12 protein-coding genes are annotated in these 13,127 nt (G+C 68.2%); 8 read left to right on the forward strand and 4 right to left on the reverse strand.

Features of this window, described 5'->3' with window-relative positions:
* Positions 1-43 precede the first annotated feature (43 nt).
* Positions 44-709, forward strand: a complete 666-nt coding sequence (locus AB0M51_RS03345; RefSeq protein ID WP_363747920.1) for a DUF2848 domain-containing protein — start codon at positions 44-46, stop codon at positions 707-709.
* A gap of 3 nt (positions 710-712) precedes the next feature.
* Entirely contained in the window at positions 713-1,039 is a 327-nt protein-coding gene (locus AB0M51_RS03350) for a cupin domain-containing protein (RefSeq protein ID WP_363747922.1), read from the forward strand.
* Here AB0M51_RS03350 and AB0M51_RS03355 read toward each other — a convergent pair.
* Positions 1,028-2,521 (reverse strand): leucyl aminopeptidase, encoded by a 1,494-nt coding sequence (locus AB0M51_RS03355; RefSeq protein ID WP_363747924.1) that lies wholly within the window; start codon positions 2,519-2,521, stop codon positions 1,028-1,030. The genes AB0M51_RS03350 and AB0M51_RS03355 overlap by 12 nt on opposite strands.
* Before the next feature lie 98 nt (positions 2,522-2,619).
* Here AB0M51_RS03355 and gcvT point away from each other — a divergent pair, with 98 nt between their 5' ends.
* The 6 genes from gcvT to AB0M51_RS03385 all read left to right on the forward strand — a co-directional run bounded on the left by gcvT (position 2,620) and on the right by AB0M51_RS03385 (position 10,227).
* Positions 2,620-3,720: a glycine cleavage system aminomethyltransferase GcvT gene (gene gcvT, locus AB0M51_RS03360; RefSeq protein ID WP_363747926.1), complete on the forward strand. Its 1,101-nt coding sequence runs from the start codon at positions 2,620-2,622 to the stop codon at positions 3,718-3,720.
* Between the two features lie 361 nt (positions 3,721-4,081).
* On the forward strand, positions 4,082-5,089 hold the full coding sequence (locus AB0M51_RS03365; protein ID WP_344201669.1) for an ABC transporter permease: 1,008 nt from the start codon (positions 4,082-4,084) through the stop codon (positions 5,087-5,089).
* A gap of 41 nt (positions 5,090-5,130) precedes the next feature.
* On the forward strand, positions 5,131-6,891 hold the full coding sequence (locus AB0M51_RS03370) for an ABC transporter substrate-binding protein (protein WP_344201667.1): 1,761 nt from the start codon (positions 5,131-5,133) through the stop codon (positions 6,889-6,891).
* Between the two features lie 95 nt (positions 6,892-6,986).
* Positions 6,987-7,979: an ABC transporter permease gene (locus AB0M51_RS03375; RefSeq protein ID WP_344201665.1), complete on the forward strand. Its 993-nt coding sequence runs from the start codon at positions 6,987-6,989 to the stop codon at positions 7,977-7,979.
* A gap of 122 nt (positions 7,980-8,101) precedes the next feature.
* Positions 8,102-9,139 (forward strand): ABC transporter ATP-binding protein, encoded by a 1,038-nt coding sequence (locus AB0M51_RS03380; RefSeq protein ID WP_344201716.1) that lies wholly within the window; start codon positions 8,102-8,104, stop codon positions 9,137-9,139.
* Between the two features lie 20 nt (positions 9,140-9,159).
* Entirely contained in the window at positions 9,160-10,227 is a 1,068-nt protein-coding gene (locus tag AB0M51_RS03385; protein ID WP_344201662.1) for a dipeptide ABC transporter ATP-binding protein, read from the forward strand.
* A gap of 62 nt (positions 10,228-10,289) precedes the next feature.
* Here AB0M51_RS03385 and AB0M51_RS03390 read toward each other — a convergent pair whose 3' ends face one another.
* From AB0M51_RS03390 to AB0M51_RS03400, 3 genes are all read right to left on the reverse strand, one after another.
* Complete coding sequence (locus AB0M51_RS03390; protein WP_344201660.1) at positions 10,290-10,859, reverse strand: hypothetical protein; 570 nt, start codon at positions 10,857-10,859, stop codon at positions 10,290-10,292.
* Between the two features lie 113 nt (positions 10,860-10,972).
* Complete coding sequence (locus tag AB0M51_RS03395; RefSeq protein ID WP_363747930.1) at positions 10,973-12,277, reverse strand: sugar ABC transporter permease; 1,305 nt, start codon at positions 12,275-12,277, stop codon at positions 10,973-10,975.
* Positions 12,274-13,089 (reverse strand): ATP-binding cassette domain-containing protein, encoded by an 816-nt coding sequence (locus tag AB0M51_RS03400; RefSeq protein ID WP_363747932.1) that lies wholly within the window; start codon positions 13,087-13,089, stop codon positions 12,274-12,276. Before AB0M51_RS03400 ends, AB0M51_RS03395 begins: the two co-directional genes overlap by 4 nt.
* Positions 13,090-13,127: the final 38 nt, after the last annotated feature.

Consider the following 13,127-nt stretch of genomic DNA (forward strand, 5'->3'; position numbering starts at 1 on the left):
TCGTTGTATACGACGTGTTCACGCAAGACCTGAGGAGGAATCCATGCGATTCGAGCTACCGGACGGGAGCGCCCGGGAAGTCGCGGTGCGCTACGCGCTGAACGCCGGGTACGCCGGCCGCAACACCGCGGAGGTCCGGCACCACGTCGACGAGCTCGCGGCACTCGGCGTACCGGCGCCGAACCGGGTGCCGACGCTCTACCCGCTCTCCGCGTCCCTGGTCGGCCGGCCCGGGACCGTGCAGGTCGCGCACGCGCAGACCTCCGGGGAGGCGGAGTGGGCGTTGGTCGTCACGCCGGACGACTACCTGCTGACGGTTGCCTGCGACCACACGGATCGCGCGCTCGAGGTGCACGGCGTCGCCTGGAGCAAGCAGTCGGCGCCGGACGTGCTCGGCGACGTGGCCTGGCGGCTCGCGGAGGTCGAGGACGAGCTCGACAAGTTCACGCTGCGGGCCTGGGTCCGGCACGGCGAGCGCGAGGAGCTGATCCAGGACGGGACGCTCGGACAGCTGCTGCCGCCGGCGTACTGGATCAGGGAGCTGGGGGACCGGCTGGTGCCGGGGACCGTGTTGCTGAGCGGGACGATCCCGATGATCGCGGGCGTGGATCAGTTCGGGGACGGGTGGCGGGTGGAGCTGACGGATCCGCGGGGTGTGAGCAGCCGGATCAGGTACGACGTCGAAGAACTGGCGCCGGCCTGGGACTGATCGATGAAAGAACAGCGGGAGTTCTCCCCGAGCAGCCAGGTCGAATGGGTGGACACCGGCGGCGGGGTCGCCGAGCGGGTGCTGAGCCAAGGCCCGGACGGGATGCTGACCAGGCTCGCACGCTGGGCGCCTGGGACCAGCACAGATGAAGTGATCCGGCACGAGTACGTCGAAGAGGTGTACCTGCTCGAGGGCGAGCTCACCGACCGCACCCTCGAGCAGACCTTCCACCCCGGCGACTACGCCTGCCGGCCGCCGGGGATGCCGCACGGTCCGTACACGACGGAGACCGGCTGCGTGATGCTGGAGATCCGTTACTCAGCCGGCTGAGGCGGCCAGTTCGATCAGCGTGCGGACGGCGTAGCCGGTGCCGCCGGTCGGGGTGTAGCCGCCGGCGGCGCCGTCGTTGAAGGCCGGTCCGGCCACGTCCAGGTGCACCCAGTCGATGCCGTCGGCAACGAAGTCGCCGAGGAACGCGGCCGCTGCCAGCGCGCCGCCCCACGGCTCGCCGGTGATGTTCGCCAGGTCGGCGACCTTCGAGTGCGACTTCAGCTTGTCCAGCATCTCGGCCGGGATCGGCAGCGGCCACATCGCCTCGCCGGACGCGACCGCGGCGTCCACCACCCGGTCCCGGGCGCTGTCGGTGTTCCCGAAGGCGCCGGCCACCTTGGTGCCCAGGGCAACGACACAGGCGCCGGTCAGCGTGGCCACGTCGACGATCAGGTCCGGCGCGTCCTCGGACGCCCGGACCAGCGCGTCCCCGAGCACCAGCCGGCCCTCGGCGTCGGTGTTCAGCACCTCGACGGTCTTGCCGCCGTACATGGTCAGCACGTCCGACGGCCGGGCCGCCGAACCCGACGGCATGTTCTCGGCCATCGCGGCGTACGTCGTCACCTGCACCGGCAGGCCGAGCCGCGCGATCGCGAGCGTGGCGCCGATCACCGCGGCCGCGCCGGCCATGTCGGACTTCATGCTCACCATGCCGGTCGACGTCTTCAGCGACAGGCCGCCGGAGTCGAACGTGATGCCCTTGCCGACGAACGCCAGGTGCGTGACCGGCTTCTTCGGCGTGTACGTCAGCCGGACCAGCCGCGGCGGGTTCGCCGAGCCCTGGCCGACGCCGAGGATGCCGCCGTACCCGCCCTTGGCGAGCGCCTTCTCGTCGAGCACCTCGACCTTGACGCCGAACTCCTTGCCGAGCTTGACCGCGTCCGCGGCGAACTCGACCGGGTGCAGGTCCGACGGCGGGGTGTTGACCCAGTCGCGCACCTGCGCGACGGACTCGGCGGTCACCTGGGCGCGCTCCAGCGCGGCCTTGGCGTCCTTGTTCCGGGCGAGGTCGGTGAGCACGGTCAGGTTGCCCGGCGCCTCGTTGCTGTCCGAGGACTTGTACGCCGTGAACGCGTAGCGGCCGAGCAGTGCCCCCTCGGCGACGGCCCGCACGCACTCGGCGTCCGGCGTCGGCAGGGCGAACGCGACCGACTGTCCGGTCTTCGTCGCGCGGACCCCGGCGCCGGCCGCGGCGCGCAGGTCCTCGGTCTTCAGCGAACCGTCCGGCGCCGCGCCCAGACCGACCGCGACCAGCGTCGCCGACTTGCCCGGTTTCGGCCCGGGGACCTTGGTCACCTCGCCGGCCTTCCCGGTGGCACCGAGGCCGGTCAGCACCTCCACCAGCTTCCCGCCGTACGCGGCGTTCAGCGACTCGGTGCCGGCCGGCAGGGTGACGCCGCCGCCGAGTTTGACCACGCCGATGACCAGGGCGTCGGTCTTGACGCCGGCGGCATCTGACTTGCTCAGGGTGATGGTGGTCACGAAATCCTCAGTCCTCCTTGACCGGCGCCTCAGATGGCCGGTCGTGACGGTACGTGCAAGCTGCCTGAGCATGCTACGCGTCCGGTAAGTTCCGCTGCATGACAGAGTCGTCCGATTTGAAGAAGTCCCCTCTGCACGAGCGCCACGTCGCGCTCGGTGCGAAGTTCGCCGAGTTCGGCGGCTGGGAGATGCCCCTGGAGTACAGCGGCGTCGTGGCCGAGCACACGGCGGTGCGTACGTCGGTCGGCGTCTTCGACGTCAGCCACCTCGGCAAGGCGACGGTCAAGGGCCCGGGCGCCGCGGCGTACGTGAACGCCTGCCTGACCAACGACCTCGGCAAGATCGCGCCGGGACAGGCACAGTACACGCTGTGCTGCAACGAGCGCGGGGGAGTGGTCGACGACCTGATCGCGTACCTGCACGCCGACGACGACGTGTTCCTGATCCCGAACGCGGCGAACACCGCCGAGGTGGTCCGGCTGCTACAGGCGGACGCCCCGGACGGCGTCGAGGTCACGAACGTCCACGAGGACTACGCGATCCTCGCGGTCCAGGGCGCGAACAGCGACGAGGTGGTCTCCGCCGTCGGCCTGCCCATCGGCCACGACTACATGGCCTTCGCCACAGCCGACTTCGGCGGTACGCCGGTAGTGGTCTGCCGCACCGGCTACACCGGTGAGCGCGGGTACGAGCTCGTCGTACCGAACGCGGCCGCGGTGGCGGTCTTCGACGCGTTGCTGAAGGCCGGCGAGCAGTACGGCATCGTCCCGGCCGGACTGGGGGCGCGGGACACACTGCGGACCGAGATGGGCTACCCGCTGCACGGGCAGGACATCTCGCCGGACATCACGCCCGTCCAGGCCCGCTCGGGCTGGGCCGTCGGCTGGAAGAAGGAGCACTTCTGGGGCGACGCCGCCCTGCGCGCGGAGAAGGAACAGGGTCCGGCCCGGATCCTCCGCGGGCTGCGCGCGGCCGGCCGGGGTATTCCGCGGCCGCACATGACCGTTCTGGACCAATCGGGTGGAACTCTGGGCGAAGTGACTTCGGGCACGTTCTCTCCGACCTTGAAAAAAGGCGTCGCGTTGGCACTGCTCGACGCGGCGGTGAAAGAAGGCGATCAGGTGATCGTCGACATCCGTGGCCGGCAGGAAATCTTCGAGGTCGTGAAACCTCCGTTCGTGACGGTGCACGTGCGTTAGACGGCCGTAGACACCCACTGCCACCGAACGCGTCCGATCGTCACCCTCCGTAAGAACCTGGCACAAAATGGCCACTGTCGGTGCTGTGCCGACGCGTTTTGCGAAGGATTGACTGCGCAGGGTGACGAAACGGGGCAAATGTTCCGTTCGAGTACCAGTTCCGGTAACGATTTGTGCACTGGTGCCAAGCACCGCTGGTTTGGTGTCACAGTGTCAGGCAGGCTAGCGCCCGGTTGCGGGGTATTCGGCTGTCAAGGGGATTTGACGCGAGCCCGCCAGAGAGCAAAGGCTCGGCACGCTATCCACCGATATGTGCCGGATCAACGGACCGAAATCCGGCCGACGAACTGACGGAGTGCGAATGAGTATTGGGTCGCCCGACTCGAGCGTAGGAGTCGAAGATCACCCGGCGTCGGCGGAGCCGGCCCGTACGGCGGCTACTCCGCACGGCAAGTCGCCGAGCCGGATCGCGTTCGACCGGCTGCGCAAGGACCGGGTCGCGGTGGTCTGTGCGTCGGTGGTCCTGTTCTTCATCCTGATCGCGGTCTTCGCGCCGTTGCTGACGAAGATCGAGGGGCAGGACATCGGTACCTTCCACCCCGAGCTGGTGGACGAGTTCGGCTACCCGACGATCTCCGCGAACGCCCAGCACTGGTTCGGCGTCGAGCCGAAGACCGGCCGGGACAACTTCGCCCGCTGGGTGTACGGCGCCCAGCCGTCGCTGATCATCGCCTTCGTGGCCACCGTCGTCGGCACGGCGGTCGGTGTCGTGATGGGCCTGCTGGCCGGCTTCCTCGGCGGCTGGGTCGACCGGGTGATCTCCTGGCTGATCGACTTCGTGCTGAGCCTGCCGTACCTGCTGTTCGCGATCGCGCTGGTGCCGATCGTCGAGTCGATGCGCGGCGGCTCGTTCAACCTGACCCCCGAGGACCAGGCGAACATCCGCTTCTACGTCCTGATCTTCGTGCTGGCGTTCTTCGGCTGGGCCGGACTGGCCCGGATCATCCGGGGCGAGGTGCTCTCGCTGCGCGAGCGCGAGTTCGTGCTCGCCGCCAAGGCGATCGGCGTCCCGACCCGCCGGGTGCTGTTCAAGGAACTGCTGCCGAACCTGGTCGCCCCGATCGTCATCTCGGCCTCGCTGTCGCTGCCCGCGTACGTCACGGCGGAGGCCGGATTGTCCTTCCTCGGTGTCGGACTGGTCGAACCGAAGCCCTCCTGGGGCCAGACGATCGCCGTCGCCACGAACTGGTTCAAGGCGGACCCGCTGTACCTCTGGCTGCCCGTCGTCGGCATCACCGGTCTGGTGCTTGCCCTGGCGCTGCTCGGAGACGCGGTCCGGGACGCCTTCGACCCCAAGACTCGCCGGTAGTTCGGCGATTGCCCCAGCGGCAGAAAAGGAGAAACCCGACCATGCAGTGGAAACGGATAACCGCGGTCGCGGCGACGGTCATGCTGGCCGCCGTGGCTTGTGGCAGCCCGTCGTCGAACAGCGGCAACAACAGTGGTGGGAGCAACCTGGGCGGCGCCCAGGAGAAGGCTACGGACCCCACTGCCAAGGGCCCGGCCCCTGACGTCGACGGCGCGAAGAAGGGTGGCACGATCACCGTCCTCTCGGACGTGACGCCGTCGACCTTCGACAGCACCGACACGTACTACGTGGACGGGAACCAGATCGAGAAGCTGTTCTTCCGGAGCCTGACGCAGTACCGGCTGGACGGCGACAAGCACAAGCCGGTCCTGGTTCCGGACCTCGCCGAGGACCTCGGCACCAAGTCCGACGACGGCCTGACCTGGACCTTCAAGCTGAAGCAGGGCATCAAGTACCAGGACGGCACCCCGGTCAAGGCCGAGGACTACGCGTACGCGATCAAGCGGTCCTTCGCGACCGACCTGTTCACGGACGGTCCGACGTACCAGAAGACGTTCTTCCTGGACGGCGACAAGTACAAGGGCCCGTACGTCGCCGGCGGCGACAACTACAAGGGCGTCGAGACGCCGGACGACCACACCCTGGTCATCCACCTGGCGAAGAAGTTCGACGACCTGCCGTACTACGCGGCCTTCCCGATGTTCGCGCCGATCCCGAAGGCGAAGGACACCCAGAAGAACTACGAGCTGAAGCCGATGGTGACCGGCCCGTACCAGGTCGCGTCGAACGTCGTGGGCACCGAGCTCAAGCTCACCAAGAACCCGAACTGGGACCCGAACACCGACCCGGTGCGGCACCAGTACGTGGACGGCTTCGACTTCAAGTTCGGCCAGGACCTGATCAAGGCCCAGCGCCAGGTGCTGGCCAGCAGCGGTCCGGACGCGAGCGCGCTGAGCTACTCGAACCTCGACGTCTCGCTGCTGCCTGAGGTCAAGGACCAGTCGCAGTTGGTCAAGGGCGAGTCGCCGTGCTCGATCATGTACACCATGGACACCCGGAAGATTCCGCTGGAGGTCCGCAAGCTGATCGCCAAGGCGTACCCGTACGACGCGTGGCGCAAGGTCGCCGGTCTGAACCCGAACGACGACCCGCCGTCGTCGACGATCCTGCCGCCGGCCGTGCCGGGCTTCCAGAAGTACGAGCTGCCGGGCCTGACCGGTACCGGTAAGGGCGCCGAGGACGACGCCGTGGCCGCCGAGGTCAAGTCCGACCTGGCCAAGCTGGGCAAGTCGAACTTCGAGCTCAGCTGGTACTACTCGATCGACGACAAGATCTCGACCCAGGTCAACCAGCTCCGGACGCAGATGTTCACGAAGGCCGGCTTCAAGGTCCGCGCCGTCGGTCTCCCGAAGGCCAAGATCCGTGCGGCCAACGGCGACCAGAACGCTCCGGTGAACATCGGCAAGACCCCCGCCGGTTGGTGCTCCGACTGGCCGAGCGGCACCAGCTGGTTCCCGGTGCTGTTCAAGTCGGACGCGATTGCCCTGGGCAACAGCGTCGGCCAGCTGCAGGACAAGGCGCTCGACGCCGAGATCGACGCGGTCACCGCGAAGACCCCGGACGAGCAGCTGAAGGAATGGTCGAAGGTCGACAAGGACATCCTGGAGAAGTACCTGCCGGTGCTGCCGCTGTACTGGAGCTCCAGCAACTTCCCGGTCGGCACGAACATCGGGCACGCGATCAACGACCCGACACAGGGCATGCCCGAGTTCACCTCGATGTTCCTGAAGCAGCCGTCCTGACAAGTCCGTTCTGACGAAGTACTGATCCACTGAAGGTGGCGTGGTGTCCGGACCAAAAGTCCGGGCACCACGCCGATCGGTGAGGAGTCGATCCCGTGCTCTATTTCGTGGCGCGCCGCCTGGTCAGCGCGCTCAGTGTCGTGTTGGCAACGCTGATCGCGACCTTCGCGCTGTTCTTCATCGCGCCGACGGACCCTGCCGGCGCCATCTGCGGTGAGCGCCAGTGCACGACGCAGCGCTACAACGAGATCAAGAAGAACCTGCATCTCGATCGGCCCAAGGTCGAGCAGTTCGTCGAGTACACCGGCGGGATCTTCACCGGCCGCGAATTCACCACCGCGGGCGTCAAGCAGCACTGCGACGCGCCGTGCCTCGGCTTCTCGTTCAAGAACAACCGTCCGGTCACGGACATGATCAAGTCCCGGTTCCCGGTGACGTTGTCGCTCGTCCTCGGGTACGCCGTCCTGGTACTGACGATCGGCGTGTTCGTCGGATCGATGGCGGCCAAGAGACGCGGAACCCTCGGCGACCGGGCGCTGATGAGCACCACCCTGGTGGTCAGTTCGGTGCCGTACTACATCGTGGCCCTGATGGTCGCGCTGTACCTGACCGTGCTGTATCCGATCCTTCCGCGCGGTGAGTGGACACCACCCACGGAGAATCCGGGCAAATGGGTCGCCGGACTGATAACTCCCTGGCTCGTGCTGGGGATCTACAACTGCACGTCCTATGCCAGATACTCCCGTGGCTCCATGGTCGAGACACTGAGCGAGGACTACATCCGGACCGCACGGGCCAAGGGCCTGTCCGACCGGATGGTCACCTACAAGCACGCACTGCGCTCCGGGCTGATCCCGGTCGTGACGATCTTCGGCCTGGACGTCGCCGGCAGCCTCGGCGGCGCGATCTTCACCGAGCGGATCTTCGACCTCCCCGGTCTCGGTGTGCTGGTGCTGGACAGCTTGAACAACTACGACCTGCCGGTGATCATGGGCACCGTGCTGGTCGCGTCCGTGCTGATCGTCGTGATGAACCTGCTGGTGGACATCGGCTACAGCCTGATCGACCCGCGGGTGAGGTTGGCATGAGCGCACCAGTACCCGAAGACCGGAAGGACAGCATGGCCGAGGACGCAGCCACCCCGGCGGACGCTCCAGAGGCAGCCAAGCGCGGCCCGTCGATCGCGACGCGCGAGCGCCGGCAGTCGGCGATGAACCCGAGCGGCGAGACGCCGTACCTGGTGGTCGAGGACCTGGCGGTGAAGTTCCCGACCGCCGACGGACTGGTCAGCGCGGTGAACGGGCTGAGCTACTCGGTCCCGCTCGGCCGCACGCTGGCGATCGTCGGCGAGTCCGGTTCCGGCAAGTCCGTGTCCAGCATGGCCGTGATGGGCCTGCACGACCGGAAGCGGACCCGGATCACCGGCTCGATCCGGGTCGGCGGCGACGAGATCGTCGGTCTCAGCGAGAACGACCTGATGAAGATCCGCGGCGACGCGGTCTCGATGGTCTTCCAGGATCCGCAGTCCTCGCTGCATCCGCTGTACACGATCGGCAACCAGCTGGTCGAGGCGTACCGGGTGCACCACAAGGTCTCCAAGGACGTCGCGAAGAAGCGTGCGCTGGAGATGCTCGAACTGGTCGGCATCCCGAACCCGCCGCGCCGGTTCAGCCAGTACCCGCACGAGTTCTCCGGCGGTATGCGGCAGCGCGCGATGATCGCGATGAGCCTGATCAACGACCCGAAGCTGGTGATCGCCGACGAGCCGACCACCGCGCTCGACGTCACCGTGCAGGCGCAGATCCTGGACCTGCTGAACAATCTGCAGAAGGAGTTCGGCTCCGCGATCGTGCTGATCACCCACGACCTGGGTGTGGTCGCCGAGATGGCCGACGACGTCCTGGTGATGTACGCCGGGCGCTGCGTCGAGTACGGCACCGCCGAGGACGTGCTGGCGAACCCGCGGATGCCGTACACCTGGGGCCTGCTCGAGTCGATCCCGACGGTGTCGGCGGCGAACGAGCGGCTGCGCCCGATCAAGGGCCTGCCGCCGAGCCTGCTGAACCTGCCGGGCGGCTGCTCGTTCAACCCGCGCTGCCCGTACAAGGACCGGGTCAAGGGCGAGCTCTGCACGACGGAACTGCCGGAACTGCTGCCGGTCGACGGCGCCGGTGCGCACACGTCCCGTTGTCACCTGCACGACAAGGTCTCGGTGTACGAGACCGAGGTCGCGCCGAGACTGGGCTGACGAGGGGATCGAGGAGAGAGATGAGCGACGAAACCCGTCCCGTCGACGCGGTCGCGAAGCCGGCCGCCAAGGGCGAGACCCTGCTGCAGGTCCGCGACCTGAAGATGCACTTCCCGATCAAGGAGGCCGCCGGCCTGGCCCGGACCAAGAAGGTCGTCCAGGCCGTCGACGGCGTCAGCTTCGAGCTGAAGGCCGGCGCCAGCCTGGGCCTGGTCGGCGAGTCCGGCTGCGGCAAGTCGACCACCGGCCGGATGATCACCCGGCTGCTGACCCCGACGTCCGGCGAGATCGTGTTCAAGGGCACCGACATCGCGAAGCTGAAGGAACGGGACCTGCGTCCTTTCCGCCGGCAGCTGCAGATCGTCTTCCAGGACCCGTACAGCTCGCTGAACCCGCGGCAGACGGTCAGCAACATCATCAGTACGCCACTGCGCGTCCACAACCTGGTGCCGCGGAACAAGGAGCTCGACCGGGTCCAGGAGCTGCTGGAGCGGGTCGGCCTGAACCCGGAGCACCACAACCGGTACCCGAACGAGTTCTCCGGCGGCCAGCGGCAGCGGATCGGGATCGCCCGGGCGCTCGCCGTGGAGCCCGAGGTGATCATCGCCGACGAGCCGGTGTCCGCGCTGGACGTGTCGATCCAGGCCCAGGTGATGAACCTGCTCGAGGACCTGCGCCGCGATCTCGGGATCGCGTTCGTGTTCATCGCGCACGACCTCGGCGTGGTCCGGCACTTCTGTGATGAGGTTGCCGTGATGTACCTCGGCAAGATCGTCGAGCAGGGCAGCCGGGACCAGATCTACAACGCGCCGCAGCACCCGTACACGCAGGCGCTGCTGTCGGCGGCGCCGGACCTCGGCACGATCCGCGGCGTCCCGCCGAAGGAGCGGATCCGGCTGGTCGGCGACGTACCTTCGCCGATCGACCCGCCGAGCGGCTGCCGGTTCCGGACCCGGTGCTGGAAGGCGGAGGACATCTGCGCCACCCAGGAGCCGCTGCTGGAGATCAAGCCGCAGTCCTCCGAGGGCCACACGGCCGCCTGCCACTTCGCGGAGCCGAAGGTCGACCTGACCGCCGCCACCGCGTGACCTGCTGAGAAGCGGAGAAGGCCCCCGTCAACGGCGACGGGGGCTTTCTCATCTGCACGTGCCTACTTGTGGGTCCAGACGTAGCCCATGAAGCCGTCCAGATGCCAGCCGGCCTTCACGTACGCGGCCGCCTGGGCGGTGCGCATCACCCGCCAGCCGACACCGTTCTTCGACACCCGGTAGATCTTGGTCCGGTCCGCCGCGGCGGCCAGCGGGATCCGGCCGACGACACCCTCGTACACCCACTGGCCGGACGACGCGAGCTTGTTCCGCTCGGCGGTCGAGATCGACAGCAGGTATGACGACCCGGACTTCATCCGCAGCCGGTACACCGGGACAGTGCCGCGGATCGCGGTGTTCGCGACGTACCCCGGGACCTGGCCGGTGAACTTGAAGCCGAGCTTCTGCGCGCGCAGGTACTCGGCCTGGTTCGCGGTGTAGAAGTAACCCTTCGCGCCGGCGGTGCGCATCTCGATCAGCTGCGTCCGGTACGACGTCGCCGTCGCGGAGGTCGTCGCTGCACCGGCACTGTTCGCGACCGCGACACCACCCGCGACCAGCGCCGCGGTGGTCACGACGGCACCCGCACCGAGCGCCCGGGTACGACGGGTCCCCGGAATCTTCCACTTCATCGTTGTCAAACCTTTCGATCCTGGTCGAATTAGATGCTTAAGGCAACTAGCCCGTCCAGGACGTTAACCTCCCCGGGGGGTCGTACCGCCCCGAACCTGAGAGGTTTCCCGGCTCAGGCCCGGCCGTGGGCCTGGCGGGAGCGGCGGCTCAGCGAGTCGATCGTGACCGCGATCAGCAGGACACCGGCGGTGACGATGTAGCGGACGTTGGAGTCCAGGCTGAGCAGTGCGAGGCCGTTGGAGATCGACATGATCACCAGCGCGCCGAGCAACGCGGAGTACGCCGAACCGCGGCCGCCGAACAGGCTGGTGCCGCCGATGACCGCGGCGGCGATCGCGTTCAGGTTGGTGTCCGTACCGCCGCTGGCCTGGCCGACCGCGACCAGCCGAGCCGCGGCCAGGATCCCGCCGAGGGCCGCGAACGTGGAGCAGGCGGCGAACACCGACAGGTAGATCGCCCGGACGTCGATGCCGGCCCGGCGTGCGGCCTCGACGTTGCCGCCGACGGCGAAGACCGACCGGCCCCAGCGGGTCCGGCGGACGGCGAAGTCGGCCACCACCACGAGTGCCAGGAACAGCAGGAACATCGAGGAGACGCCGCGGTCGCCGTTCAGGATCGCGACCGGGACGAGCAGGACGACCGCCAGGCCGGCGGCCTGGACGGCGATGAACGACGTCGGCGCCGCGGACAGCCCGGCGGCGAGGCGGGCCTTCCGGCTCTGCAGCCGGGTGAGCGTGTAGACCGCCACGACCACGACGACCAGCCCGTAGGCGACGGCAGGGGAGAGGAAGCTGCGGGTCGCGAACCCGACCAGCGCGGAGTCGTACGGCAGGTTGATCGTGCCGTCCTTGCCCAGCACCAGCAGTTGCAACCCGAGGAACCCGAGCAGCCCGGCGAGCGTGATGACGAAACTCGGTACGCCGAACCTCGTGTAGAGCAGGCCGTAGAAGAGCCCGACCAGCACGCCGAGCACGATGCCGATCAGCAACGAGACGAGGAGCGGCCAGCCCTTGTTGACGAACGTGACACCGACGACCGCGCCCGCGAAGCCGCTGACCGAACCGACCGACAGGTCGATCTCGCCGAGCAGCAGGACCAGCACGATACCGAGCGCGATCACGCCGACCGAGGTGGTCTGCAGCGTCAGGTTGACCAGGTTCCGGCTGGACAGGAACGAGCTGTTGGCGATCTGGAAGACCGCCCAGATGATGATCAGCCCGATCACCACCGGGACCGACCCGAGGTCGCCCGAGCGGAGCCTCGCGGTGAAGGCGGCGATCGCGCCGCTGAGCCCGTGGCTCGCGATCAGCCGCTCGTCCTGGAGGTCGGCGGGGAGCCCGGCGGCGCCGTCCGGCTCCGGGGTGTTCGCCGTACCGACGGTGTCCTGGGGGCGGGTGCCCGATCCCTGGATGCTCATCTGGTGGGACCCTCCTCCGGGTTCCGGCGCATCGCGCGCGCGGAGACCGCGTTGTCTTCGGCGCCGGTGATCGCGGCGATGATGTCCTGCGTCCGGGTCTCGCTGACCACGAAGACGCCGTTGTTCCGGCCGAGCCGCAGGACCGCGACCCGGTCGGCGACCGCCATCACGTCGGCCATGTTGTGGCTGATCAGGATCACCGCGAGACCGCGCTCGCGGAGCCGCTCGACCAGGTTGAGGACCTCGGCGGTCTGAGCGACGCCGAGAGCCGCGGTCGGTTCGTCCAGCATCACGACCTTGGGCTTGCCGAGCAGGCTGCGGGCGATCGCGACGGTCTGCCGCTGGCCGCCGGACAGGCTGGCGACCGGGATCCGCACCGACGGGATCTTCGCGGACAGCTGCCGGAGCAGGTCCCAGGACTGGCGTTCCATCTCGACGTCGTCGAGGGCGCCGGCGGTGCGCAGCTCGCGGCCGAGGTACAGGTTCGCGACCACGTCGAGGTTGTCGCAGAGCGCCAGGTCCTGGAACACGGTGGCGATCCCGAGCTGCTGCGCCTCGGCCGGGCTGCCGACCCGGACCCGGCGGCCGTCGAAGACCATCGTCCCGTCGTCGGCGGTGTAGACGCCGGCGATGGTCTTGACCAGCGTGGACTTGCCGGCGCCGTTGTCACCGACCAGCGCGAGGACCTCGCCGGCCCGGACGTCCAGCTCGATGTTCTTCAGGGCCTGGACGGCGCCGAAGCGTTTGGAGATGCCCTCCAGCCGCAGCACCGTGCCGGCACCGACGTCGAGGGGAGCCGGGGTAACAGTCACGCGATCAGCCTCCTGGGCTTGGATTTCAGGCCATGATC

This window comes from Kribbella sp. NPDC051137, assembly GCF_040682535.1.
In the GTDB taxonomy this organism is placed as follows: domain Bacteria; phylum Actinomycetota; class Actinomycetes; order Propionibacteriales; family Kribbellaceae; genus Kribbella; species Kribbella karoonensis.

Coding starts and splice junctions, on each gene's coding strand:
- AB0M51_RS03345 (WP_363747920.1), top strand. CDS start 44: ATGCGATTCGAGCTACCGGACGGGAGCGCCCGGGAAGTCGCGGTGCGC.
- AB0M51_RS03350 (WP_363747922.1), top strand. CDS start 713: ATGAAAGAACAGCGGGAGTTCTCCCCGAGCAGCCAGGTCGAATGGGTG.
- gcvT (WP_363747926.1), top strand. CDS start 2,620: ATGACAGAGTCGTCCGATTTGAAGAAGTCCCCTCTGCACGAGCGCCAC.
- AB0M51_RS03365 (WP_344201669.1), top strand. CDS start 4,082: ATGAGTATTGGGTCGCCCGACTCGAGCGTAGGAGTCGAAGATCACCCG.
- AB0M51_RS03370 (WP_344201667.1), top strand. CDS start 5,131: ATGCAGTGGAAACGGATAACCGCGGTCGCGGCGACGGTCATGCTGGCC.
- AB0M51_RS03380 (WP_344201716.1), top strand. CDS start 8,102: ATGAACCCGAGCGGCGAGACGCCGTACCTGGTGGTCGAGGACCTGGCG.
- AB0M51_RS03385 (WP_344201662.1), top strand. CDS start 9,160: ATGAGCGACGAAACCCGTCCCGTCGACGCGGTCGCGAAGCCGGCCGCC.
- AB0M51_RS03390 (WP_344201660.1), bottom strand. CDS start 10,859: ATGAAGTGGAAGATTCCGGGGACCCGTCGTACCCGGGCGCTCGGTGCG.
- AB0M51_RS03395 (WP_363747930.1), bottom strand. CDS start 12,277: ATGAGCATCCAGGGATCGGGCACCCGCCCCCAGGACACCGTCGGTACG.